This is a genomic window from Zoogloea sp., assembly GCF_044344315.1.
Lineage (GTDB): Bacteria > Pseudomonadota > Gammaproteobacteria > Burkholderiales > Rhodocyclaceae > Zoogloea.
Genome location: NZ_JBIJDC010000006.1, coordinates 1 through 24,486, shown reverse-complemented (window position 1 = coordinate 24,486; position 24,486 = coordinate 1). Strand labels below are relative to the sequence as shown.

The 24,486-nt window shown below is 63.9% G+C and carries 23 protein-coding genes, 1 tRNA gene and 1 pseudogene; 11 read left to right on the top strand and 14 right to left on the bottom strand.

The features are described 5' to 3' along the window. Positions 1 to 33: 33 nt before the first annotated feature. The 7 genes from ACIQ09_RS02385 to serS all read right to left on the bottom strand — a co-directional run bounded on the left by ACIQ09_RS02385 (position 34) and on the right by serS (position 5,829). Positions 34 to 1,779, bottom strand: a complete 1,746-nt coding sequence (locus tag ACIQ09_RS02385; protein ID WP_398305534.1) for a flotillin family protein — start codon at positions 1,777 to 1,779, stop codon at positions 34 to 36. Between the two features lie 52 nt (positions 1,780 to 1,831). Next, positions 1,832 to 2,458, bottom strand: a complete 627-nt coding sequence (locus tag ACIQ09_RS02380; RefSeq protein WP_398305531.1) for a YqiJ family protein — start codon at positions 2,456 to 2,458, stop codon at positions 1,832 to 1,834. Further along, a complete protein-coding gene (locus ACIQ09_RS02375; RefSeq protein ID WP_398305528.1) occupies positions 2,455 to 3,123 on the bottom strand; it encodes a PspA/IM30 family protein in 669 nt (222 codons plus the stop codon). The genes ACIQ09_RS02380 and ACIQ09_RS02375 overlap by 4 nt, the downstream gene beginning before the upstream one ends. Before the next feature lies 1 nt (position 3,124). Then, positions 3,125 to 3,607, bottom strand: coding sequence for a hypothetical protein (locus ACIQ09_RS02370; protein ID WP_398305526.1), 483 nt, complete (start codon positions 3,605 to 3,607; stop codon positions 3,125 to 3,127). A 309-nt stretch (positions 3,608 to 3,916) separates the two neighbouring features. Continuing rightward, positions 3,917 to 4,006: transfer RNA gene (locus ACIQ09_RS02365), tRNA-Ser, on the bottom strand. Positions 4,007 to 4,081: 75 nt separating this feature from the next. Further along, the gene (locus tag ACIQ09_RS02360) at positions 4,082 to 4,447 is read right to left on the bottom strand and encodes a carboxymuconolactone decarboxylase family protein (protein WP_398305523.1); all 366 of its coding nucleotides are present in this window, start codon (positions 4,445 to 4,447) and stop codon (positions 4,082 to 4,084) included. Positions 4,448 to 4,542: 95 nt separating this feature from the next. Then, the gene (serS, locus tag ACIQ09_RS02355; RefSeq protein WP_398305520.1) at positions 4,543 to 5,829 is read right to left on the bottom strand and encodes a serine--tRNA ligase; all 1,287 of its coding nucleotides are present in this window, start codon (positions 5,827 to 5,829) and stop codon (positions 4,543 to 4,545) included. Between the two features lie 260 nt (positions 5,830 to 6,089). On the opposite strand from serS, the gene ACIQ09_RS02350 reads away from it, so the two are divergent. Next, the gene (locus ACIQ09_RS02350; RefSeq protein WP_296410586.1) at positions 6,090 to 6,362 is read left to right on the top strand and encodes a hypothetical protein; all 273 of its coding nucleotides are present in this window, start codon (positions 6,090 to 6,092) and stop codon (positions 6,360 to 6,362) included. Here ACIQ09_RS02350 and ACIQ09_RS02345 read toward each other — a convergent pair. From ACIQ09_RS02345 to ACIQ09_RS02330, 4 genes are all read right to left on the bottom strand, one after another. Next, the gene (locus ACIQ09_RS02345) at positions 6,325 to 7,695 is read right to left on the bottom strand and encodes a replication-associated recombination protein A (protein ID WP_398305517.1); all 1,371 of its coding nucleotides are present in this window, start codon (positions 7,693 to 7,695) and stop codon (positions 6,325 to 6,327) included. The genes ACIQ09_RS02350 and ACIQ09_RS02345 overlap by 38 nt on opposite strands. Before the next feature lie 12 nt (positions 7,696 to 7,707). Further along, on the bottom strand, positions 7,708 to 8,334 hold the full coding sequence (gene lolA / locus ACIQ09_RS02340) for an outer membrane lipoprotein chaperone LolA (RefSeq protein ID WP_398305514.1): 627 nt from the start codon (positions 8,332 to 8,334) through the stop codon (positions 7,708 to 7,710). Next, positions 8,331 to 10,625 (bottom strand): DNA translocase FtsK, encoded by a 2,295-nt coding sequence (locus ACIQ09_RS02335; protein ID WP_398305511.1) that lies wholly within the window; start codon positions 10,623 to 10,625, stop codon positions 8,331 to 8,333. Before ACIQ09_RS02335 ends, lolA begins: the two co-directional genes overlap by 4 nt. A 138-nt stretch (positions 10,626 to 10,763) precedes the next feature. Further along, on the bottom strand, positions 10,764 to 11,435 hold the full coding sequence (locus tag ACIQ09_RS02330; RefSeq protein ID WP_398305508.1) for a Crp/Fnr family transcriptional regulator: 672 nt from the start codon (positions 11,433 to 11,435) through the stop codon (positions 10,764 to 10,766). Between the two features lie 234 nt (positions 11,436 to 11,669). Between ACIQ09_RS02330 and trxB the strand changes: the two genes are divergently transcribed. The 6 genes from trxB (at position 11,670) to ACIQ09_RS02300 (ending at position 19,596) form a co-directional block, all read left to right on the top strand. Further along, positions 11,670 to 12,629 carry a thioredoxin-disulfide reductase gene (gene trxB, locus ACIQ09_RS02325; protein ID WP_398305505.1) on the top strand — a complete coding sequence of 320 codons (960 nt, stop codon included), beginning with the start codon at positions 11,670 to 11,672 and terminating at the stop codon, positions 12,627 to 12,629. Positions 12,630 to 12,701: 72 nt separating this feature from the next. Next, positions 12,702 to 13,700: a Smr/MutS family protein gene (locus tag ACIQ09_RS02320; protein ID WP_398305502.1), complete on the top strand. Its 999-nt coding sequence runs from the start codon at positions 12,702 to 12,704 to the stop codon at positions 13,698 to 13,700. A 307-nt stretch (positions 13,701 to 14,007) separates the two neighbouring features. Beyond that, a complete protein-coding gene (gene nosZ / locus ACIQ09_RS02315) occupies positions 14,008 to 15,960 on the top strand; it encodes a TAT-dependent nitrous-oxide reductase (protein ID WP_398305499.1) in 1,953 nt (650 codons plus the stop codon). A 110-nt stretch (positions 15,961 to 16,070) separates the two neighbouring features. Then, complete coding sequence (locus ACIQ09_RS02310) at positions 16,071 to 16,865, top strand: hypothetical protein (RefSeq protein WP_398305496.1); 795 nt, start codon at positions 16,071 to 16,073, stop codon at positions 16,863 to 16,865. Positions 16,866 to 16,972: 107 nt separating this feature from the next. After that, positions 16,973 to 19,177, top strand: a complete 2,205-nt coding sequence (locus ACIQ09_RS02305; RefSeq protein ID WP_398305493.1) for a 4Fe-4S binding protein — start codon at positions 16,973 to 16,975, stop codon at positions 19,175 to 19,177. Continuing rightward, positions 19,174 to 19,596: a transcription regulator gene (locus ACIQ09_RS02300; RefSeq protein WP_398305490.1), complete on the top strand. Its 423-nt coding sequence runs from the start codon at positions 19,174 to 19,176 to the stop codon at positions 19,594 to 19,596. The genes ACIQ09_RS02305 and ACIQ09_RS02300 overlap by 4 nt, the downstream gene beginning before the upstream one ends. A 6-nt stretch (positions 19,597 to 19,602) precedes the next feature. On the opposite strand, the gene ACIQ09_RS02295 is transcribed toward ACIQ09_RS02300, so the two are convergent. Next, positions 19,603 to 20,532 (bottom strand): LysR family transcriptional regulator, encoded by a 930-nt coding sequence (locus tag ACIQ09_RS02295; protein WP_398305487.1) that lies wholly within the window; start codon positions 20,530 to 20,532, stop codon positions 19,603 to 19,605. A 104-nt stretch (positions 20,533 to 20,636) separates the two neighbouring features. On the opposite strand from ACIQ09_RS02295, the gene ACIQ09_RS02290 reads away from it, so the two are divergent. The 3 genes and pseudogenes from ACIQ09_RS02290 to ACIQ09_RS02280 all read left to right on the top strand — a co-directional run. Next, positions 20,637 to 21,860 (top strand): MFS transporter, encoded by a 1,224-nt coding sequence (locus ACIQ09_RS02290; RefSeq protein ID WP_398305484.1) that lies wholly within the window; start codon positions 20,637 to 20,639, stop codon positions 21,858 to 21,860. 26 nt (positions 21,861 to 21,886) lie between these two features. Further along, the gene (locus ACIQ09_RS02285; protein ID WP_398305481.1) at positions 21,887 to 22,318 is read left to right on the top strand and encodes a PaaI family thioesterase; all 432 of its coding nucleotides are present in this window, start codon (positions 21,887 to 21,889) and stop codon (positions 22,316 to 22,318) included. 6 nt (positions 22,319 to 22,324) lie between these two features. Continuing rightward, positions 22,325 to 22,536, top strand: a pseudogene (locus ACIQ09_RS02280) (transcription regulator); the annotation flags it as partial. An 80-nt stretch (positions 22,537 to 22,616) separates the two neighbouring features. Here the strand turns inward: ACIQ09_RS02280 and ACIQ09_RS02275 are convergent. Together ACIQ09_RS02275 and ACIQ09_RS02270 are read right to left on the bottom strand one after the other, a co-directional pair. Then, positions 22,617 to 23,219: an MliC family protein gene (locus ACIQ09_RS02275; RefSeq protein ID WP_398305478.1), complete on the bottom strand. Its 603-nt coding sequence runs from the start codon at positions 23,217 to 23,219 to the stop codon at positions 22,617 to 22,619. Positions 23,220 to 23,224: 5 nt separating this feature from the next. Next, positions 23,225 to 23,503: a type II toxin-antitoxin system HicA family toxin gene (locus tag ACIQ09_RS02270; protein WP_296404110.1), complete on the bottom strand. Its 279-nt coding sequence runs from the start codon at positions 23,501 to 23,503 to the stop codon at positions 23,225 to 23,227. Positions 23,504 to 23,716: 213 nt separating this feature from the next. Here ACIQ09_RS02270 and ACIQ09_RS02265 point away from each other — a divergent pair. Continuing rightward, positions 23,717 to 24,486 (top strand): nitrous oxide reductase family maturation protein NosD (locus tag ACIQ09_RS02265; protein ID WP_398305474.1); only part of this gene is annotated, 770 nt, incomplete at its 3' end.

Here is a 24,486-nt window from a genome sequence, read left to right as displayed (position 1 = left end):
GGGCTTTGGATTTATCGGGATCTGGGGCGTGGATCAGGCATTCACGGCCTGCGTCGCTCCTTCCGCCTCCTCCGGCTTAACCAGCATTCCGCCCAGGGCCTGGGCGATCCCGGTGATGCCTTCGTTGGAGAGCCCCGCGTCCTTCATGACCGCATCCACAATCGGCTTGGCCAGCTGGTACTGGAGCGCCGAGTTCATCACCTGTTCCGGAAACGTGGCCCCACCCGCGCCACCCGCGCCCGGGGTAGCGGACGTGCCCCCCTGTGCGCCGGGCACGCCGCTGACCTGGAAGATGCGGATCGAATCGATCTTCTCCATCGGTCGCACGGCCTGCTCGAGGATGTTGGGCAACTGCTGAAGCAGCAGGGTGCGCACCTGAAGGTCCACCTGCGCCGCCGACAGGGTATTGAGTGCCTCGTTGATGGCCCGCTTGCCGGCGGCCTCCGCCAGGGCTGCAGCCTGGCGGGCCGTGGCTTCGATGGTGATGGCATCGGCGCGGTCGAGGGCGGCCTCCTTCTCGGCGGAGGCTGACACCTTGATAGCGATGGCGCTCTGTTCGGCTTCCTTCGATGCTTCGATCAGCTGGATGCTCTTCTCCCGTTCGGCCACGGCCACCTGACGGGCGGTATTGACCAGTTCCTCGGCCTTCACTGCCTCGGCCCGGGCCAGGTTGGCGGCCGCGTCGGCATCGGACTGCTCGCGGGACTTGGTCGCAATCGCGATCTGGGTATCCTGCCGGGCAATTTCGACCTGCTTGCGCTGTTCGGCCCTTTGCATCTCGGTCTTGCGTTCGAGCTCGATCTCCCGGGTCTGAACCGCGAGGTTCTTGTCGATCTCACGTGTCTGGATCGCCAGATTCTTGTCGATCTCGGCGGCCTTGATCTCACGCTCCGATTCGATGCGCTTCTGGCTGACCTGCAATTCCGCGTTGATCTTGGCCGCTTCCGCCTCCCGGTTGCGTTCGGCCTGCTGGGTGGCAATCAAGGCGGCCTGCTCGGCGCGGCTGTTCTCGATCTCGCGCTTTTGCGAGAGGGACGCAAACTCCTCGTCCTTCTCGATGGTGAGCTTCAGGCGCGTCGCTTCCAGGTTCTTGGTGCGGACCAGGACTTCCGTGTCCTGCTCCACGTCATTGCGCTGTTTGCGCCGAGCCTCGGTCTGCTCGGTGAGGCGCGTCAGGCCCTCGGCGTCGAAGGCGTTGTTGGGGTTGAAGAACTGCTTGTCGGTCTGATCCAGACTGGTCAGGGACACGGACTCCAACTCAAGGCCGTTCTTCTCCAGGTCTTCCGCCACCGCGTTCTGGACAGCCTGCACAAAATCCCGGCGCTTGTCCTGTAACTCCTGGATGGTCATGGTGGCAGCCGTGGCACGTAGTGAATCCACAAACTTGTCTTCGACCAGGGTCTTCAACTCTTCGGGACTCATCGTACGCGCACCCAGTGTTTGCGCCGCAATGCTGATCGACTCTTCAGTCTGCTTGACCCGAACGAAGAAGGCTGCGGTCACATCCACCCGCATGCGGTCCTTGGTGATCAGACTCTCCCGCTCCCGTCGAAGCACTTCAAGCTTCAAGGTGTTCATGTTGACGAGCACACGCTCATGGAACACCGGCAGCACGATGGCGCCGCCGTCCATGATGACTTTCTGCCCACCCAGGCCCGTCCGCACGAACGCGGTTTCCTTGGTCGAGCGTTTGTACAGGCGCGCAAAAACGATGCCGATGGCGAGCAGTGCGATCAGCACAATGCCTGCCAAACCCAGCATTTCAATCAAGTTGGTCATTTGAGAGTGTTCCTTGGAGGTTTGAATTGGTTGCAACGCCCACCGGCGCCGGCTACATCAGGGTGGGATGGGGATTGGCAATGCAGCGATGGAACGCACCCGCCTTGCTCACGATGAGCACCTGCGTCCCGTCTTCCAGTACATCGTCGTCCAGGTCCGGCTCGACCATCAGGTAGTGGGATCGGCCATGGCTGTCCCTGACGCGGGCCTGGGCTGCCAGCCCTCGCCGGGCCGTGCCCCCCACGATCACGCCGACACGTCCGATCAGGGTCTGCTCACTGACACTGCTCGTCTCGTCCCGGGGGATGATGTGCGCCACGAGCGCACCCAGGCCACGCACGGTTGCCAGGCCGGATGGCACCGCCAGCACACCTGCTATCCAGGCTGGCAAGTAACTGCCGAACAGCCCACGGGCCACCATCTGCAGGCCATAACCAAACAAGGTGTATCCCAGCAGGAAGAGCAATAGCAGGACCAACGCAGGCACCTTGCCCAGGTGCAGCCAGCCCAGCACGCGATCGAGCCCGCCGTCGCCGTCGAAATCGGGGATAAGGTCGTCCAGCAGGTTGCTCGGGCTGAGAGAGATCAGCATGCCGATCCCCTCAAGCAGACCAATGCCGATGATCAAGGCAAAGGCGATACCGAACGGCAGGTTTTGCTCTGCAGCGAAGAGATTCACGCCCGGCCTGCCTTGAGCTGGGCGATACGCTCGGCGATCTTGTTGTCACGCACGAGTTCGTCGAGCTCCTTGAGCTGCGCGGCCTGTTGCAGATTGCCGCTTCGGGTGGTGGCAGTAAGTCCGGTCTGACGCTCATAAAGGCGATCAAAGGCATCCGTCACCGCACCAATGCGCTGCTCTGCACCGGCACCGGCATCACTGCTGGATGCACGCACCGCCGCGGCGCGGCTCTTGCGGAATTCCGAAAGCGCGTCTGCCATCTCGCGCTTCTTGGCCAACAGGGCAGCGACGAAACCCTGCAACTCGCGCTCCTGCAGGACATGCTCTGACAAGGTGTTCTCAAGCACCGGCAGTTGCGCCTCGATATCGAGTTGCCGCGCCACCGCAGCACGAACGAGTTCGTCGCGGCCCTGCGCCATGGCCTGGTCGATCTGCTCGGCCAGACGGGCATGCTGACCATTCAGGCTGGCATGCTGCTGCTGGGACAGATGACGGTTCGCAGCGACGATCCCAAGCTCGTGGCGCACATCGTCGATCACGCTGTCCGCGTCACGCAGGGCCTGCTCCATCACGGCCTCGGGGGCCTGATCTTCCAGGCGATCCAGCAAGGCATGCACACCTCCGGCAATCACACGACCAACACGGGTTTTCAGGGAATCAGCCATCTCAGGCTCCTTTCTTGAGGGGAAGACTCATCGCAATTTCGACCGTAGTGGCCACATGGCGCCGGATGACCTCGGGATCGTGCGCAGCGGCCGAGGCCGTGACGGCCTGTCGCAGCAAGGTCTCGGACAGCGCAAAGCTCCTTCGGACGAGCGTCTCTTCGAGCCTGGCAGCCTGGCTGGCATCTTTCGGGGCCTGACTGACGATGGAGGCCAGGGCGGCCGTCGTGAAATCCAGGATGGCGCCCAGAACCTCCGAGTGCGTCTCCCCCTGCCCCTCCAACACAACCAGGGACTCCCGCAACTGCCCCGTAAGCTCCCGCGCCCAGGCATGGGCTGCGGCATAGTCGAGCGCGCCGTCGTGCTGGCGCTTGAGCTGACCGAGCAATACACGCAGCTTGTCGCTGTTGGTCATGGCGCCATCGACGCGCAGCTGCGCCAGCCACAGATACAGATCACCCGGAATACGCGCGGAGATCGGCTCCATTCCACCCGCTTGACTCATACGCCACCCCATGCCCATGTCACATTGAACACAATTGTATTCAAACGAACACGGAAGTCAATTCGGATATTCCGAATGAAAATATCGGATAATGTGCTGCGTGAGCAGGAGACGGATCGGCAAGCCGGTTGAAGCGGAACGGGTTTTCCGGAGGCGAGGATGCCGACCGGAGAGCCCGTGGGGCCGAATTCATTCGCCCCCCACAGGCTCCGCCGTGCTGGCTGACACGCCACACTGAGAAAGGTCAGCTAAATGCAAAAAAGCCCTTGATTTCTCAAGGGCTTTTTCAACTGGCGGAGAAGGAGGGATTCGAACCCTCGATACGGAGAACCGTATACCGGATTTCGAGTCCGGCGCATTCGACCACTCTGCCACCTCTCCTGGTGCCTGGCTTTCAGCAGACGCTGTCGGCTGATCGAAGCCCGCGATTATATATCAATTCCCGGGAAATGCCAGTCATTCGGCGGGCTTGGCTACACCGGCAGTAAACTCGTCGTAGGCACGCACCGCTTCGGCGGCATACATGAGGCTGGGGCCGCCGCCCATGTAGGTGCAGATCCCCAGGGTTTCCATGAGCTGCTCGCGGGTGACACCAAGACGGATCAGGGCCTTGACGTGGAAGCCGATGCAACCATCACAGCGCGCAGAGACACCAATGGCAAGGGCGATGAGCTCCTTGTGCAGAGCGGACAGGGAACCCTCCTTCATCGCCTCCTTGGCCATGCTGGAGAAGCCCTTCATGGTTTCGGGAATCTCGGCATGCAGGGCCTTGAGCCCCTTGTTGAGGTCTCCGGTGATCTGGACGAAGGACTTGCTGCTCATGGTGAAAGCTCCGAAATAAATTAGAGCTTTCTAATATACATAAAATCTGATGGATTGAGAACCGGGACAGCGCCTGCCCCGGCTCCCGCGTTACATCACAGAGGTGCCTGGAGCACGGCGATACCGCCCATATAGGGCTGCAGCACGGCAGGTACGCGCACCGAGCCGTCAGCCTGCTGATAATTCTCGAGCACCGCCACCAGGGTCCGCCCCACCGCAAGGCCGGAGCCATTGAGGGTGGCGAGGGATTCGTTCTTGCCTTGGGCGTTCTTGAAACGGGCCTGCATGCGGCGGGCCTGGAAGCTCTCGAAGCACGAGCAGGAGGAGATCTCCCGGTAGGTGTTCTGGGCCGGCAGCCAGACTTCCAGGTCGTAGGTTTTGGCAGCACCGAAGCCCATGTCACCGGAGCACAACACGATCTTGCGATACGGCAGTTCCAGCTTCTGCAGGATGGCCTCGGCGTGGCCGGTGAGTTCTTCCAGGGCATCCCAGGCGTTCTCGGGGCGCTCGATGCGGACGAGCTCGACCTTGTCAAACTGGTGCTGGCGGATCATGCCGCGGGTGTCACGGCCATAGCTACCGGCTTCGGAACGGAAGCACGGGGTATGGCAGACGAACTTCATCGGCAGGGATTCGGCCGGCACGATCTCGTCACGGACGATGTTGGTGACGGGCACCTCGGCGGTGGGGATCAGGTAAAACTTGCTGCCATCGGCCTTGGGCACGGCGAAGAGGTCTTCCTCGAACTTGGGCAACTGGCCGGTGCCGTACATGCTCTCGGCGTTGACCAGATAAGGCGCATAGAGCTCGGTGTAGCCGTGTTCGGCGGTGTGGGTGTCGAGCATGAACTGGGCAAGGGCCCGGTGCAGGCGGGCCAGCCCGCCCTTCATCAGGGTGAAGCGGGCGCCGGAGATCTTGACCGCGGTCTCGAAGTCCAGCCCGCCCAGGCGGGTGCCGATGTCCACGTGGTCACGCACTTCGAAGTCGAAGCTGGGCACACTGCCCCAGCGGCTGACTTCAACGTTGTCGGTTTCCGACTTGCCGACGGGAACGCTGTCGTGGGGCAGGTTGGGCAGGCCAGCCACAAAGGCGTTGAAGCGCTCCAGCAGCTCTGCCAGCGCCACCTCGTTGGCCTTGAGCTCATCGCCAATGCCGGCAACCTCGGCCAGGACGGCCGATGCATCTTCACCCTTGCCCTTGAGCTGCCCGACCTGTTTGGACAGGGTATTGCGTCGGGACTGGAGCTCCTGGGTACGGGTCTGACGGGATTTGCGCTCGTCCTCGAGAGCCTGAAAGGCCGCCACATCGAGGCTCATTCCCCGCGTCGCCAGCCGCTCCGCAACAAAGTCCAGACGGGTACGCAGCAGTTGCACATCAAGCATGACAATCCCTATTCAAATCAGAAAATTAGCTTATCGAAACGGCAGCGGTCCGGAAATTGCTAATGCGCGACCACCGCTTTTCGGTTATATTGCATTGCAGCATGCGTCCTGCGCATGGCATATCAGAAACAATAGAAATCAAGAAGTTAATAGCACCAAAAGGCGGAAACTTTTCTTGATTTCACACACTCACAGGTCACAATTGTAAAGAGGCGCTCATCAGATGCGCCATTCCAATGCGACCACCGAAGGAGACCCCGATGTTGTCCATCCGTGACTGCCTGGATTACTGCGACCTGACCGACGAAGACGTCGCCATCATTGCCGAGCACCATGACATCCCTGATGCCGCGGCAGCCCAGATCGCCTGCGGGCTTGTCCAGACCCGCGAAGGCACCTTGATGCTGACCCAGTTCATGCTTGATCTGGTGGATGCCGCCGAAGAGCGCGGCGATCGGGCCAAGGCCAAGCGTTTCCGTGACGCCTGCGCCCGCTTCATTGCGGCCCATCCCCTCCCCCACGAGCAGCACTGAACTTCCCGCCGGACTGCCGGCTCTCGCCTTCGTGGTATTCCCGGTCGAGAGCCCGCAGCCGCTCAAGTTTCTCTGCAATCCTGGCCTCAAGGCCCCGACCGACGGGCTGGTACCAGTCTGGCCTTTCCATGCCATCCGGCAGATAGGTTTCGCCAGCGGCGTAGCCATCGGGCTCGTCATGGGCATAGCGGTAGGCCTTGCCGTAGCCCAGCTCCTTCATCAGCTTTGTGGGCGCGTTGCGCAGGTGAATCGGCACTTGCCGGGATACGTCCTGCTTCACGAATTGACGCGCTGCATTATACGCCTTGTAAACCGCGTTCGATTTGGCCGCGCAGGCCAGGAAGACCGCCGCCTGGGCCAGCGCCAGCTCGCCTTCCGGTGAGCCGAGACGCTCGAAGGTGGCACAGGCGTTGAGGCAGATTTCCAATGCACGGGGGTCAGCCAGGCCGATATCCTCGATGGCCATGCGCACCAGCCTCCGCCCCATGTACAGAGGCTCAGCTCCACCGTCGAGCATGCGGCACAACCAATAAAGAGCAGCATCCGGGTCCGAACCGCGGATGGACTTGTGGAGCGCCGAGATCTGGTCGTAAAAGGCCTCGCCGCCCTTGTCGAAACGCCTCAGGTTGCGTGACAGGGCTTCGTCGATGAAGGCTGGCGTCACCGGATTAAGCCCGGCCGTGGTGGCCGCCGTGGTCACCTGTTCCACCAGATTGAGCAGGCGCCGGGCATCGCCATCGGCAAAGCCGGTCAGGCGATCACGGGCATCGTCCTCGAAACCCAAGTCTGGACAAGCCACATGCCGCGCACGCTCGAACAGCTCGCTTAGCTCCGCCTGGCTGAGGGACTCCAGCACATACACCGCCGCCCGGGACAGCAGGGCCGAGTTCACCTCGAAGGACGGATTCTCGGTGGTGGCGCCGATCAGGGTGACCAGGCCCTGCTCCACGTAGGGCAGAAAGGCGTCCTGCTGGGCCTTGTTGAAGCGATGCACCTCATCCACGAAGAGGATGGTGTGACGCCCGCGGCTGCGCTCGGCCTCGGCGCGGGCAATGGCCTCGCGGATGTCCTTGACGCCGGAAAACACGGCGGAGAGGGAGGCAAACTCCGCATCGAAGGCACGCGCCATCAGGCGGGCCAGGGTGGTCTTGCCCACCCCCGGCGGCCCCCACAGAATCATGGAGTGCAGTTTGCCGGACTGGAAGGCCAGGGCCAGGGGCTTGCCCGGGCCGAGCAGATGCTTTTGGCCGATCACGTCGGCAATGGTCTGCGGCCGCATCGCCTCCGCCAGGGGTTGGCGCGGCGGATCAAGCGTATCGAACAGGTCAGCCATGGGCTTTGCCGGCTAGTCGCCAACCACGTCCGCGCCCTTGGGTGGCACGAAGCGGAACAACCCGGCATCCAGGGACGGATTGCGCTCCATCTGCAGAAAGTTCAGGGACGTGGTCTGGCCGAAGTTGTCGTGCAACACCATGGCCTTAAGCTGACCACCGGAGAAGCCCATGCGGATGCGCTCGAAGCTGCTGTCGTCGGCCTTGGGCCTGGCCTCGACCCATTCCAGGCCGTCAGCGGCACCATCGTCCTGGAGGGTGAAGTTCTTTTCTAAGGAGTTGTCGCCGGCGAGGATCGCCGCCGGCGTGCTGCCCAGGGCTTGGCCCAGCTTCTTGGTGGTGACCTGGTTGAGCTCCTGGTCCCAGGCCCACAGCTTGGTGCCATCCCCCACCAGCAACTGGGCGTAGGGCTTCTCGTAGGTCCAGCGGAACTTGCCCGGCCGCGAGAAGGCAAACGTACCGCTGGCCTGCTGGGGCTTGCGTCCCGACTTGGAGAACACTTGCTGGGAGAAGCTTCCTCGCGCCGAGCGGGTGCCGTCCATGAACTGCTTGAGCTGGGCCAGGGAATCTGCATGGGCGGTGCCGGCGGCGAACAGCAGCGAAGCCAGCAGGACACCTAGCGTGCGAGTACGAACCATCATTCTCCTTCGCGGGGCGGTGTCACCACCTCCCGGTTGCCGTTACTGCCCATGGCCGAAATCAGGCCCGAGCGTTCCATCTGTTCGATCAAGCGCGCGGCCCGGTTATAGCCGATGCGCAGGTGCCGCTGCACCAGCGAGATCGACGGCCGGCGGGTCTTCAGGACAATCTCCACGGCCTGATCATAGAGGGGATCGGCCTCGCTGCCCTCACCACCACCTTCGCCGCCGCCCAGCAGGTCACCGCCCTCCTCCTCCGAGGGCGCGAGGATGCCTTCAATGTAGTCCGGCTCGCCCAGCGCCTTGAGGTGTTCGACCACCCGGTGCACTTCGTTGTCAGCCACGAAGGCGCCATGGACGCGAATGGGCAGGCCGGTGCCTGGCGCCAGGTAAAGCATGTCACCCATGCCCAGCAGCGCCTCGGCCCCCATCTGGTCGAGGATGGTGCGGGAGTCGATCTTGCTGGACACCTGGAAGGCCATGCGGGTCGGGATGTTGGCCTTGATCAAGCCGGTGATCACGTCCACGCTGGGGCGCTGGGTGGCCAGGATGAGGTGGATGCCGGCCGCCCGGGCCTTCTGGGCCAGGCGCGCAATCAGTTCCTCGATCTTCTTGCCCACCACCATCATCAGGTCGGCCAGCTCGTCGATGATGACGACGATGTAGGGCAGCTTGTCGAGGGGCTCTGGGTTGTCGGGGGTGATGGAGAACGGGTTCTTGAGGGGCGAACCGACCTTCGCCGCCTCCGCCACGGCCTTGTTGTAGCCGGCCAGGTTGCGCACGCCCAGGGCCGACATCAGCTTGTAGCGCTTCTCCATCTCGGCCACGCACCAGTTGAGCGCGTTGGCGGCGTGCTTCATGTCGGTCACCACCGGCGCCAGCAGGTGCGGAATGCCCTCGTAGATGGACAGTTCCAGCATCTTCGGATCGACGAGGATCAGGCGCACGTCTTCGGGTTCGGACTTGTAGAGCAGCGACAGGATCATCGCATTGATGCCCACCGACTTGCCCGAGCCGGTGGTACCGGCCACCAGCAGGTGAGGCGTCTTGGCGATGTCGGCCACCACCGGCTGACCGCCGATGTCCTTGCCCAGGGCCACGGTGAGCGGCGAGTGCATGTCGTGGTAGGCCTTGGAGCCGAGGATCTCGGACAGGCGCACCGTCTGACGCTTGGGGTTGGGCAGCTCCAGGGCCATGCAGGTCTTGCCGGGCACCGTCTCGACCACGCGGATGCTCACCACCGACAGGGCCCGGGCCAGATCCTTGACCAGGTTCATCACCTGGCTGCCTTTGACGCCCACCGCCGGTTCGATCTCGAAGCGGGTGATGACCGGCCCCGGATAGGCGGCGAGCACCTTCACTTCGACGCCGAAGTCGGCCAGTTTGCGTTCGATGAGGCGGGAGGTGAACTCGAGCACCTCAGCGGAGGGCGGCTCCACGTCGTGGGCAGGCTCGTCGAGCAAGGCGAGGGGCGGCAAGGCACCGCCGGGCAGCTCGGTGAACAAGGGGGTCTGACGCTCCTTCTCGACCCGCACAGATTTCTCAACCTCAACGATGGCCGGCTCGATGCGCACCGGCGGCGGCGGAGCAACCTCCTCCTTCTTGCGCTTGGTCTCGACCACGGCCTCACGCTTCTGGGCCACCTCACGACCGACGCGGCGGTCTTCCCAGGTCTGGACGCCCTGAGTGGCAAACAGCCAGACTTTCTCCAGGCCGGCGCCAAGGGCCTCGGAGGCCTCGAGCCAACTGACACCGGAGAAGAGGCTGAGCCCACCGGCGATCAGAGCCAGCAGCAGCAGGGTTCCGCCGGTAAAGCCCAGGTACTGCAGCACCAGATTGCCAAGCTCAATGCCAATCACCCCGCCTGGCTCCATCGGCAGGCTGGCTTTCATGGAATAGAACCGCATCGCCTCCAGGCCACTGCTGGCCAGCAGCACCACCAGGAAGCCGATGACCACCACCAGGAAGGAACGCCGGTCTGCCCCGAAGGCCAGTTGCAGACGGCGGAATCCGATGGCCAGACCGAGTCCGAGAAAGATCACCCACCACCAAGCCGACAGGCCGAAGAGATAGAGGAGCAGATCCGACAACCAGGCGCCAAAGCGTCCCCCCGGATTGCTCACATGCTCCACCTGCACAGCGTGAGACCAGCCCGGATCGGCTTTGGAGTAGCCAAACAGGATCATGGCCACATAAAGGGCCAGCACGCCGAGCAGCATCCAGCGCGCCTCCTGCAGCAGGCTGGCGATTTTTTCCGGAAGGGGGAGCGGTCGGGTGGAGGGACGATTGAGCATGGATGGGTGGTGCCGGATACGGATGGAGCCTGAAATGCAAAAGCGCGGCAAGGCGCCGCGCTTTGATTATAAACCAGGGTCTCTGGTCATCCCTTCCTCACCGGGTTCCGAATGGGTAAGGAAGGATTTCCGGACCATTCACAAGTCGTAGATCTTTTCGCGCAGGATCACGCCGCCGTCGGTTTCCTCGATCAGGCCGCGCAGGCCCAGATCCTTCATCACCCGGCTGACCATCTCGCGGGAGGCGCCAATCATCTTGGCGATGTCCTGCTTGGAGATTTTCTTCTTCACCATCTTCAGGCCGTCCACTTCTTCGGACATCTCAAGAAGCAGGCGTGCCACCCGACCGTAAACATCCATCAGTGCAAGGCTTTCGATCTTGCGGTCAGCATCGCGCAGGCGGCGGGTGAGGTTGCACATCACATGCCAGGAGAGCTCGAAGTTCTCCTGCATGAGGCGCTTGAAATCGGTCTTGGAGATGGTCACCAGATCGGACGGGGACACGGCCACCACGGAAGCAGAGCGGGGGCTATCGTCCAGAACACCCATTTCACCAAACATCTCGCCCTGACCAAGAATGGTCAGGATGACTTCACGGCCATCTTCGTCGCTGACCATGACCTTCAGATTGCCTGTCAGCACGAAGTAGACAAAATCCGTACGGTCGCCCTCATGAACCACTGCGGAACCCCGGGGAACCCGCCTCATCATCGCGCAACGTGCAACGGCCGCCAGCCGGTCATCGCCCAGGCCCTGAAAGATCGGGAAGGTCCGCAGGGCAATCGTGGACACGGAGCTGGTAACGGTCATAAGGCCTCTCCTAAGCAGGATGCAAATTAATTGGCAGGCGGCGCAAACTCGCCGTCATGCACACACAACGGCAAAGTATAAATCAAACTTGAGGTGCATCTAAGGACATGGGCACATCCCGCCTCGGGCCGGCGCACCGGAATCAACCCCTTCCCGGGGGTCGGGCTGCCCCCGGGGAACGGAGCGCCTTATAATCTGTCTCCCTTGCTCCAGACACTCGAAAGACCCACCAAGATGGCCACTCGTCACATCAAGCTGCTGATCCTCGGTTCCGGCCCCGCCGGCTATAGCGCCGCCGTTTACGCCGCCCGCGCCAACCTGAACCCCGTGCTCATCACCGGCATCGCCCAGGGCGGCCAACTGATGACCACCACCGAAGTGGACAACTGGCCCGCCGATGCGGACGGTGTGCAAGGCCCTGAACTGATGGCGCGCTTTGAAAAGCACGCCCTGCGCTTCAACACCGAAATGATCTTCGACCACATTCACACCACGCACCTGGCAGAAAAGCCGATCCGCCTGGTGGGCGATGCGGGCGAGTACACCTGCGATGCCCTGATCATCGCCACCGGCGCCAGCGCCCAGTACCTCGGCCTGCCCTCCGAAGAAGCCTTCTCCGGCAAGGGGGTGTCTGCCTGTGCCACCTGCGACGGCTTCTTCTACCGCAACCAGGAAGTGTCCGTGATCGGCGGTGGCAACACCGCCGTCGAAGAAGCCCTGTACCTGGCCAACATTGCCAGCAAGGTGACGCTGGTGCATCGCCGCGACAAGTTCAAGGCCGAGCGCATCCTGATCGACAAGGTCATGGAGAAAGTTGCCGCCGGCAAGATCGTGCTGGAACTGGACTCCACCCTGGATGAAGTCCTGGGTGACAAGACCGGTGTGACCGGCATGCGCATCAAGAGCACCAAGACCGGCACCACCAAGGACATCGACCTGAAGGGTGTGTTCATCGCCATCGGCCACAAGCCCAACACCGACATCTTCGAAGGCCAGCTGGAGATGGAAGGCGGCTACATCGTCACCCAGGGCGGCCGCAAGGGCAACGCCACGGCCACCAGTGTTCCCGGCGTGTTCGCGGCAGGTGACGTGCAGGACCACATCTACCGCCAGGCCGTCACCAGCGCCGGCACCGGCTGCATGGCTGCGCTGGACGCCGAGCGCTACCTCGACAGCCTCGGCCTCGCTGGCTGACGCCCTCAGCGCCCCCTGACGGACCGGGCCTTCCGGTCCGTTTCCATTTTCCGGACTCACTTTTCGCAAGCCATGGGCAAGGATAAGCACAACGCCGGACTCGATGCCCTCAAGGCCATCAAGAAACAGGTGCCCAGCAGCGTGGTCGTCAAGGCACTCGCAGGCAAGCCGCGCCGGGCGCCGGAGGTGGCCAGCCCGCCGGCCGAGCCGGACGAGGCCGGGCTCTTCCGTCAGCAGGTGGGCACCGTCCAGCCCGTCCGCGGCGGCGGTCAAGCCGATATTGCCCGCCCCAGGCCGGCCCCGGTGCCCCGCCCCCGGCTCGCCGAACCTGAGCCCGAAGCCCCGCGCCGCAGCCACCGTGTCGACGAGAACGACCCGATGGCCGTGTTCCGCGCCGCCCTTGGCGACATCGCCCCGATCAAGGATTTCAACCGGGTGGACCTGAGCCAGCAACGCCAGCAGGCCAATCCCCAGGTTCGCGCCGTCGACAACTGGGTACCGCCGCCCAGCCTGCTCGACGGACCGGTCAGCCACGACCCCGCCGAACTCTTCCGCCGGGTGGCCGGCGCCGTCGCCCCCCTGAAGGACAAGAACCTGGCCGACGTGGAGCGCCCCGTCCCCGCGCCGCGGCCGCGCCAGCGCGAGGAGGACGAGCGGGAAGTGCTGCGCGAAGCCATCGAAGCCCCACTGAGCTTCGAAGACCGCCTCGACACCGGCGACGAAGCCGCCTACCTGCGCACCGGACTGCCGCGCCGGGTGCTCACCGACCTGCGCCGGGGCCGCTGGGTGGTCCAGGGCGAACTGGACCTGCACGGCCTCACCCGCGACGAAGCCCGCGCCAGTCTGGCGCGGTTCATTGCCCTATCCCTGCAGCAGGGCCGACGCTGCCTGCGCGTGATCCATGGCAAAGGTCACGGCTCCCCCGGGCGCATGCCTGTCCTCAAGCATCTGTCCCGTGGCTGGCTGGCCCAGCGGGAAGACATCCTGGCCTTCTGCCAGGCCCGCCCCCACGACGGCGGAGATGGCGCCTTGCTGGTCCTGCTGCAGGCCGGCGGCAACGCCCGCAACTGAGCGCGCCCGGCCCCTCCGGAGCAGGTGACGCGACCACGGCAGGCAGTGCCACCCTCAAAATTTGTCTTTATATTTCAGCATCTTCTAATACAGACCCCGGAAAATCGGTGTTTTACCGGGGTCTTTGGCAATTCTTGCCCGGCATCAATTTTTTTCAGGCCCCGGACACCTAGAGTGCGCTGCGACGGATTGTCGCAGGGACAAGGTGCCGCACCCCGGCCGTGCCTCTCCTGCGTCGTCCATCCAGTAACGCCCGCCCCACGGCGTGGCCAGTTCGCCTTCGGCTTAGGACACACGGAGACCCGCAATGAGCACACAAGACATCAAACACGAAGCCCAGGACGTCGTTCCGGGACGCCGCAAGTTCCTGAACACCGCCGCCCTCGCCGGCCTGACCGGCGCCGGCCTGTCCGTGGGCCTGTCCTCCTGCAAGCAGGAAGCCCCCGCCCCGGCCGCAGCCCCCGCAGGTGCTGCACCTGCCGCAGCCCCGGCCGCTGCAGGCCATGCCAGTTCCGTTCATCTGGCACCTGGCCAACTGGACGAGTACTATGGCATCTGGTCCGGTGGCCACACCGGTGACATGCGCATTCTCGGCATCCCATCCGGTCGCGAAATCACCCGCGTCCCGGTCTTCAACCCGGACCCGCTGGTTGGCTGGGGCATCACCAACGAATCCAAGGCCATCATGGGCACCAAGGCCGACGGCAGCCTGCGCTACACCGTCGCCGACACCCATCACACCCACGCCTCCTACAAGAACGGCACCTACGACGGCAAGTACGCCTGGATCAACGACAAGATCAACGGCCGCGTGGCCCGCGTGCGGCTCGACACCTTCGAATGCGACAAGATCACCGAGATCCCCAACGTCCAGGGCTTCCACGGCATCTTCCCGGACAAGGCCGACCCGGTTGATGCGGCCATCAACTACACCACCCGCGTGTTCGCCGGCTCCGAGTTCAGCATTCCTCTGCCCAACGACGGCAACAACATGGAGGACACCTCCAAGTACCGCTCGCTGTTCACCTGCCTCGACGCCGAAACCATGGCCGTACGCTGGCAGGCCCTGATCGACGGCAACTGCGACCTGGTCGCCAGCTCCTACGATGGCAAGCTGGCCGCCACCAACCAGTACAACACCGAGATGGGCGCCAAGTACGAGGACATGATGTCCGCCGAAAAGGATGCCTGCGCCTTCTTCCACATCGCCCGCATCGAGCAGGCCGTGAAGGACGGCAAGTTCAAGACCTACGGCGACAGCAAGGTGCCGGTGGTGGACTGCACCCGCGACTCCAACAAGGACCCGAAGACCGCACTGGCCGCCTACGTGCCGGTGCCCAAGAACCCCCACGGCGTCAATGCCAGCCCGGACAAGAAGTACTTCATCTGCGCCGGCAAGCTGTCCCCCACCGCCACCGTCATCGACCTCGCCAAGGTGCTCGACTACTTCGACGGCAAGCTCGAGGACATCAAGGCCACCGTGGTTGCCGAAGTCGAACTCGGCCTCGGCCCCCTGCACACCGCCTTCGACGGTCGCGGCAACGCCTTCACCACCCTGTTCCTGGACTCCCAGGTCGTGAAGTGGAATGTGGAAGCAGCCATCAAGTTCCACGCCGGTGACAAGAACGCCAAGTACATCGTCGACCGCCTCGACGTGCAGTACCAGCCGGGCCACCTCAACGCCTCCCAGTCCGAAACCGTCGAGGCCGACGGCAAGTGGCTGTGCGTGGGCTGCAAGTTCTCCAAGGACCGCTTCCTGCCCGTCGGTCCGCTGCACCCCGAGAACGAACAGCTGATCGACATCTCCGGTGAAAAGATGAAGCTCATCGCCGACCACCCGGTCCGCCCCGAGCCCCACGACTTCATCATCGTCAAGCGCGAGCACATCAAGACCCGTCAGGTCTACACCCTGGACGAGTTCCCCAATGCCATCAAGGACCCGAAGGAATCCGGCGTCTTCCGCAATGGCAACAAGGTCACCGTCAAGCTGGTGTCCCAGGCACCGGCCTTCAGCCTGCGCGAATTCACGGTAAAGAAGGGCGATGAAGTCACCCTCATCCTCACCAACCTGGACAAGGTCGAGGACTTGACCCACGGCTTCGCCATTCCGAAGTACAACATCAACTTCATCGTCAATCCCCTGGAAACCAAGTCGGTCACCTTCAAGGCCGACAAGCCGGGTGTGTACTGGGCCTACTGCACGCACTTCTGCCACGCGCTGCACCTGGAAATGCGCACTCGCATGATCGTCGAAAAGTAATCGACACCCCGCAACACGTCGATAAATGAAGAAGTTTTGGGGAGGCGCTTGCGTCTCCCCGTTTTTTTGACGGCCGATGGATCAAAACGGTCGTCGCACGGAGACATCGGATGCGCCTTTCTTCCCTCCTTGCCGCAACCCTTGCGACGGCAGTGTTCACACTGGGCGGCATCGCGCCCGTCAACGCCATCGCCGGCACCCCGCAGGAAGCCACCACCGAGCTCGCCGAACAAGGCCGCACCCTGAGTCTCAGGGCGACCAAGGCCTACCTGATGGCCCAGCAGGGCATCACGCCCGAGGCATCCCGACGCATCCTCACGGACTCCATCGCCCGCATGGACCAGAACATCGCCACCTTGCACGCCCGCAAGCTGGACGACCTTGCCCGATCCAAGCTCGCCGAGCTCGACCGGATATGGGGCACTGTCCGTGCCCAGCTCGGCGCCTCACCCAATGCTGACGGCGCGCGCGCCCTCTATGACAGCAGCGATGCCCTGGAACGCGCCCACCACCACCTGAGCATCGCGCTCAATGCCAATGCACCGGAGGCCTCCCGCAGGCTGGTCCTGCCCAGCCGCTTACGCGCCCTCTCCCAGCGCATCGCCCTCTTCTATCTGTACCGCGCCAGCAACCTGATGACACCCCATGCCCCGGAAGTGGAGCTGATCTATGCCCGCGGCGAGTTCCCCACCAATCTGAGCCGTGTCGCAAAGACGGATGGCCTTCCCACCGACGCCCAGCAGGCCGTCGCGGCGTTGTCGCGGCTCTACCCGGCCTACCACGCATCCACCGGAAAACTTGATGCAGCACCCACCATGCTCAAGAACGCCCCCGCGGTCATGGACATGAGCGAGCAGGTTCTCGTCATCACCGAGAAACTGCTTGCCGCACTGCTCGCCCACTGAACGGCGCCCGCTGCCATCCTGCATTTTTTGCGGCTTGACTCAGCTTAAGGACACGCCCGGCGCACACCATCAGAATTTGCTTAAACGCTGATTCATCGGAGCCCAAGATGCTTTCCCCCCTGCTTCACAGTCTGCACCGCCACGTCGGCACCCTGCTTGCCACCCTGGCGGTCGGGCTGCTGCCCCTCAGCACTGCCCTTGCCGACACCTACGAAGTCAAGCTGCCGCCGGAGCTGGCCACCTCCCCCCGGATGTGCGACTACGCCCCCTGCAAGGACGTGATCCCCGGCGCCACCGCCTTCTCCGAGCGCAAGGGCCAGCCCTGGTACGTGGAAGCCTACAAGGACGAAGCCGGGCAGAAGAAGCTCCTCGGCTACGTGATGCTGTCCACCGACATCACCGACATCCCGGCCTATTCGGGCAAGCCGGTGGTCACCCTGATCGGCATGGACACGGCGGGCAAGTTCACCGGGGTGAAGATCCTCAAGCACTCCGAACCCATCCTGCTGCTGGGCATCCCGGAATCGGCCCTGGTCAAATTCAATGACCAGTACCTGGGCAAGTTCGTGGGGGACAACATCGAGATCGGCAAGTCCCGCCCCGAGGAGAACCTCATCGGCCTCGACGCCATTACCGGTGCCACCGTCACCGTCATCGCCCAGAACCAGGTGATGATGACCAGCGGCAGCGAGGTAGCCAAGCAGGTGGGCATCCTCAAGCCGGTCAACCGGCCCCAGGCCCGCTTCCCGGCCTCCGCCGCCACCCCCTCCTGGGCCGACCTGGTCGCAGACGGCAGCGTCCAGCGACTGACCGTGAAGCCCGAGGAGGTCGGCCTGAAGAGCGACGGCCGCCCCTACATGGACCTGTGGTTCGGCTACCTCAACCAGCCCACCATCGGCCACGCGATCCTGGGCAAGGATGGTTACGACGGGCTGATGGGGCGCCTCAAGGAAGGCGAGCACGCCATCTTCATCATCGCCAACAACAGCATGGACTCCTTCAAGGGCTCCGGCTTCGTCCGTGGCGGCCTCTACGACCGGGTCCAGGTACGCCAGGACAAGGACAGCTTCACCTTTCGCGACCTGGACTACGTGAACCTGTGGAGCATCGCGGCCAGCGGCGCTCCGGCCTTCAACGAATCGGCAATTTTCATCATCCGCGGCAAGAGCTTCTCGGCCGCCTACCCGTGGAAGCTGGTCTTCCTGGGCAACAAGATCGACAAGGAGACGGCGGCCAAGACCTTCGCCAACTTCGACAAGGAATACTGGCTCGCCGACAAATACCTGGAAGGCGGCCGCCCCGTGGTGGTCAAGCCCGACCCCACCTGGCTGAAGGTCTGGAAGGACAAGGCGCTGGATATTGCCGCCTTCACCGCCCTGCTCCTCGTCATCGCCGCCGCCTACGCCAGCCGCGACAGGCTGGTGCGCCGCTCCGACCGCAAGAACAAGTGGCCGGTGAATGCCTTCAAGTACGCCGGCTGGGTAGTCAGCATCGGCTTCGTGGGCTTCTACGCCATGGCTCAGCCGTCCATCACCCAGGTGCTCACCTGGTTCCACAGCCTGCTGTTTCAGTGGAAGTGGGAGCTCTTTCTCTCCGATCCGCTGATCTTCATCTTCTGGGTGTTCATCATCATCACCGTCTTCGTGTGGGGCCGGGGGCTCTTCTGCGGCTGGCTGTGCCCCTTCGGCTCCCTGTCCGAGCTGCTCTACAAGGTGGGCAGCGTCATCGGCCTCAAACGCCTGCAGTTCCACCTGCCCCAGCCCCTTCATGACGTGCTGAAGAACCTCAAGTACGCCATCTTCTTCGGCCTGCTGGCGGTGTCCTTCTTCAGCATGGGCCTGGCCGAGCAACTGGCCGAGATCGAACCCTTCAAGACCACCTTCCTGGTCGGCCTGCTCAACCGCAGCTGGCCCTACACCCTGTTCGCCGGTGGCCTGCTGGGCCTGTCCATCTTCATGGAGCGGCCCTTCTGCAAATACCTGTGCCCCCTGGGTGCCGCCCTGGCCATGCCCACCACCTTCCGCTGGTTCGGACTCCGGCGGAAGGACGAATGCACCAGCTGCAAGGCCTGCGCCAAGGGCTGCGGCTCCCTGGCCATCGACACCAAGGGCAACATTGACCAACGCGAATGCATGCTGTGCCTGGACTGCATGGTGCTTTACTACGATGACCATGCCTGCCCGCCCCTGGCCCAGGAACGCAAGCGCCGGACCAAGGCCGGTCAGGCGCTCACCCCCATCGACGGCAAGGGCTACTTCATCCCCATCCACCCGCTACCCATGGACAAGAACAGCAAAGGAGTCGAGGCATGACCATCGCCGACAGGAACGAGCTGCGTCAGCCCCACTACGGCAACGCCTCCGGCCCCGGCTGGCTGGTCGCCGAACTCCGCGACCACCTGTGGCCCTGGGCCGGCAAGGGCCAACCCGCCCGCAAAGCCATCCAGGGAGCCGGCTTTGCACTGGCCCTGGCCGCCACGGTCGCCTGGGTGATGGCGGCCCTCGGCCACCTGTCGGCCGGCGCCATCATCGGCTGGTGGTTTGGCTGGAGCGTGTTCGAAGTGCTGGTAAGGCTGGACGCCAAGCCCTACGTGAAGGAAGGCCCCTGGTGGGGCCGCCTGTACCGTCGGGCCTCGACGATGGACATGCTGTGCTACGTGAGCTTCAAGAACCTGCTGATCGGCGCGGTGCTCTTCATCGGGCTCAAGATGGCCGGACTGCTGCAGGTCTGACCCGACTCAGGGCGCAAGCCTGCCGAAACGCTCCCACGGCGGGCAGGGAGTGAAGCGTGCTTCCAGCATGTCGAGCATCGCCTTCACCTTGGCCACCCGGCTGCGACTGGGGAGATAGCAGGCGTAGAGGTTGCGCCCGAAGTCCACCACCGGCGTCCAGTCCTCCAGCACCTGCACCAGGGCGCCGCTTCCCAGATCGTCACCGCACAGGTAGGTGGGGAGGATGGCGATTCCGTGCCCTTGCAGCACCGCATCATGAATGCAGCCGATGTTGTTGAACTGCAGGCGGCCGCGCACCTGAACGACCACCTCGGCCCCGTCACGGTCGGTGAGACGCCACACACCTGCATCGGTGAGCAGGTAGCTGAAGCACGGGTGCCGCTGGAGCTCGGCGGGGGTCCTGGGATGTCCATGAGCCGCGAGGTACGCAGGCGCGGCACACAGCACCCGACGCAACACCAGCAGCTCCCGGCACACCGCATCCTCCGGCGGTGACCGGGTCAGGCGCAGAGCCAGATCAATCCGGTCCTCCACCAGGTCCACCTGCTGATCGGTCAGGATCAGTTCGCATTCGAGTTCAGGATGGCGGGCGAGCAGATCGGGAATCAGCGGCGCAATGCACAAGCGGCCGAAGATCACCGATGCGCTGACACGCAGCACCCCCCGGGGAAGTTCGCCGGTATTGCGTACCGCGACCTCGGCGCTTTCGATGGACGCCAGCGTATGCCGGGCGTGCCGGTAGAAGGCCTCGCCCGACGGGGTCAAGGCAAGCCTGCGGGTGGAGCGTTCAAAGAGCCGCACGCCAAAGGCCTGCTCCAGCTCGGCCACCTGCTTGCTGACCTGTGCCCGGGTGCAATCGAGACGCCTGGCCGCGGCGGCCATGCTCCCCTCCTCGACAACTTTGACGAAACTGTTCCAACTGCCCAGCCAGCGCATTTGTCAAATTTCCGTTGACGTAACGCTGCCGATTATCGGCTTTTTGTCGTTCCGTAAGGAAACTACAGTCTGTCCGACACGTCGCCTCCCGGACACACCCGATCATGTTCCACAGCCTCCGCCAACCCGGCATTCTCGGTACCACCCTGGCGGCAGCCGCGATCCTGCTGATCACCATGGGGACGCGCCAATCCCTCGGGCTGTTCATCAGCCCCCTCAACAGCGCGACGGGCCTGGGCATCGCCACTATCAGCCTGGCGCTTGCCATCGGCCAGTTCACCTGGGGCGCTATACAGCCCGTCGCCGGTGCCGTCGCCGATCGCTTTGGCCCGCGCCCGGTGCTGATCGGCGGGATCCTGCTGCTGGCGGCCGGCAGCGCGATCACGCCATTCATGGACTCAGGTATCGGGCTCGCCATCTCCCTGGGACTGATCTCGGCCATGGGTGCCGGCGCGGGCAGCTTCTCGGTGCTCATCGGCGCCGCCACCCAGCGCCTGCCCGCAGAGGCGCGCGGCGCGGCGTCGGGCGTGATCAATGCCGGCGGATCCTTCGGCCAGTTCCTGTTTGCGCCCATCCTGCAGGGTCTGATCCAGACAGTGGGCTGGATGGGGGCAATGTGGAGCATGGCGGTGATCACCCTTGGAGCCCTGCCCCTGGTCGGCAAGCTCACCGGCAAGGTGCTGCCCCCGGCGGCATCGGCGGCGGGACATGGGAGCGGCCATGGCCTGGCACAGACGGTCGGGGCTGCACTGCGCAGTCCGAGCTATCTGCTCCTTCACGCCGGGTTCTTCACCTGCGGCTTCCACATCGCCTTTCTGGTCACCCACCTGCCGGGCGAGGTCGAACTGTGCGGACTGCCGCCGGCGGTGGCTAGCTGGTCCCTCGCCATCATCGGACTGGCCAATGTAGTGGGCAGCCTGTTTGCCGGCGCGTGGATATCGCGCTACCGCAGCAAGCACGTACTGGCGGCCATGTACGCCTCGCGGGCCGTGCTGATCGCTGCCTACCTGCTGATGCCGCGTACGGAGGCAGTGTATTACCTTTTCGCGGCGGGCCTGGGCTTCACATGGCTGGCCACCGTCCCGCCCACCGCCAGCCTCGTCGGCAAGCTCTTCGGCATCCGCTATTTGGCCACCCTGTTCGGGCTGACCCTGTTGTCCCACCAGATCGGCGGATTCCTCGGCGCCTGGCTGGGCGGGCTGGCGATCAGCCATTTCGGAGACTTCACCTGGATGTGGTATGCCGACATGGCGCTGGCGACCCTCGCCGCGCTGGTCAATCTGCCGATCCGGGAGGCACGGATAGCGCGCCCACTGGCCCCAGCCTGACTCTCATCCCACAGGACACACCCGCCATGAGCACACTGCGTGACGACATTTCCATCGACTTCCTCAACGAACGGGGGAGCGAATATCTGCCCGGCTATCTGGGCATCGAGATGCTGGAGCTCCTTCAGGGCAGCCTGAGTAGCCGGATGGCCGTCCGCAAGTTGCACTTCGCCCCGAACGACTTTCTCCATGCCGCCAGCGTCGTGGCCCTGGCTGACACCACCTGCGGCTACGCCGCGCTCGCTCACCTGCCCGCCGGGGCCGTATCCTTCACCACCATCGAACTGAAGAGCAATCACCTGGGTACCGTGCGTGAAGGCAGCATTGCCTGCATCGCCACGGCCCAGCATCTGGGACGCAACACCCAGGTGTGGGACGCGGTGGTCACCGACACCGCAACCGGTCGCAAGATCGCCCTTTTCCGGTGCACCCAGATGGTTCTCTGGCCCAAGGACTGAGGCCGCGGCGCCATCATCGGCGGGTGGTTTGGCTGGAGCGTGTTCGAAGTGCTGGTGAGGCTGGACGCCAAGCCCTACGTGAGGAAGGCCCCTGGTGGGGCCAACTGTACCGCCGCGCCTCGACGATGGACATGCTGTGCTACGTGAGCTTCAAGAACCTGCTGATCGGCGCGGTGCTCTTCATCGGCCTGAAAGGCGCGGGCATCCTGCAAATCTAGCGTCCCTTCCACTTTCCCCGTTCGCCGCGCAGCGACCGGGGATCAAGGAAGGAACGGGCAGACGCGATCCGGAAGGCGCGTCAGGGCTTGCGCACGCAATGCATGGGGGTCGCCTGCCAGCCCCACACCACCGTCGCTTTACCCTGATGCTCCCAAAAGCTCTCGTTGCGTCCCTCGTACCGGGTGCCGCTGCCGGTGGGCACCTGACGCATCAGGGAAGTCTCGTCACCCCGTTCGGCAATCAAGCTGGGCGGATCGGTACGAAAATGGGTCACCACCAGTTCGTTGGCGGCCGACCCATCGCAGGCAAAGCGGAAGGGGCCCAGTGCCTCGACCAGCCGGTAGCGGGCCTGGAGTTCGGTGATCCGCAGGCGATAGGCATCCTCGACACAGAGCCGCACGTCCTTGCTCTTCCAGCAGTCGTTGCGCCCCTTGATCCAGCCGCGCTGCTCGGCGCGCAAAAAGGGCGGATGCTCGTTATCCGCCTTTCTTTCGGCCGCGGCATAGACCTCGGCCAGATGCAGATCCAGAGCGGACAGGCCGGCATCGCGACAGATCCGCTCCTCGATGCTGCCCGAGAAAGTCTTGTTGCAGGGAAAGGACGGCCCCGCAGCCTCCACCTGAACAACAGCGAGCGCCAGCAGTGCAGCCAGCGGCAGGCTCCGGCCCGCAACACCCCGCACCACCTTCAGCCGCCCTGCTCTTCGTAGGCAGACGGTGTCACCCCCGCACCGGCCAGGCATTCACGCAGGTGCTTGATCTCCTGCTTGCCGAATTCATTGCTGTGATGGGGATGATGCAAGAAGAACTCATGCTTGTTGAGCAGCACACGGAAACGGGCGCCATGGCTGGGCTCGATGTCGGCCCCCACATGCTTGAGCAGGGATTCCACCTCGCGCCACTGGATGTTGCTGCAGATCGGTTCGCGGAAGATCGCTTCGAGCAGATTTCGGTGCTTGTGGCTCATGACATGCCCTCCCTGTGATTGTCCCGCCATTCTTGCACCACCGGGCCGCGCCGGGTATGACCTGAGTCAGTCGCGGGCCCAATCAAGCCGGTCGCACTCCGCGCCCAACCGATGGACATTGACCGATCCATGCCCCCGCAGACTTCACATACATCAAGGCTGCATGCGGCAATCCGCCGCACACTCAGCACATTCCGCTTCCGCCCCACCACCATGCCCTCTTGCTTTCGCCCCTCCAGCCCTGCCCGCCACGGCCGCGCCGCCCGGTGCCTGGCCGTGATGCTGGCTGGTCTGGCTGGCAACGCATACGCGGCGACCTGGCAGGTTCAGCCCGGCGGCTCCATCCAGGCGGCCATCGCGCAGGCGGCCGCTGGCGACACGATCCACGTCGCCCGGGGTCATTACGCCGAGAACCTGCGCATCGACAAACCCCTCTCGCTCATTGGCCAGGGCCGCCCTACCATCGACGGGCGTGGCAAGGGTGACACCATCCGGGTAGCCGCCGAAGACGTGAGCGTCGAAGGCTTCATCGTCACCGACTCAGGCGCCGACCTGGGCGAACAGAACGCCGGCATCTATATCCAGCCCGGCAGCCACCGGGCCCGGGTGACCCGCTGCGACTTCAGTTACACCCTCTTCGGCCTGTGGATCGAGAAAGCCAAGGACGTGGTGATCGAGGACAACCTCATCACGGGTAAGCGCGACCTGGACTCCTCCCAGCGCGGCAACGGCATCCAGCTCTACAACACCACCGGCGCCCGCATCCTGCGCAACAACATCAGCTTCGTGCGCGACGCCATCTACGTGGACGTCTCCCACGACGCCATCTTCCGCGGCAACCGCATGCACCACAGCCGCTATGGCACCCACTACATGAACTCCTACCGCAACCTGTGGGAGGACAACGACACCTACTACAACCGCGGCGGCCTGGCCCTGATGGAGGTGCGTGACCAGGTGGTGCGCAACAACCGGGCCTGGGG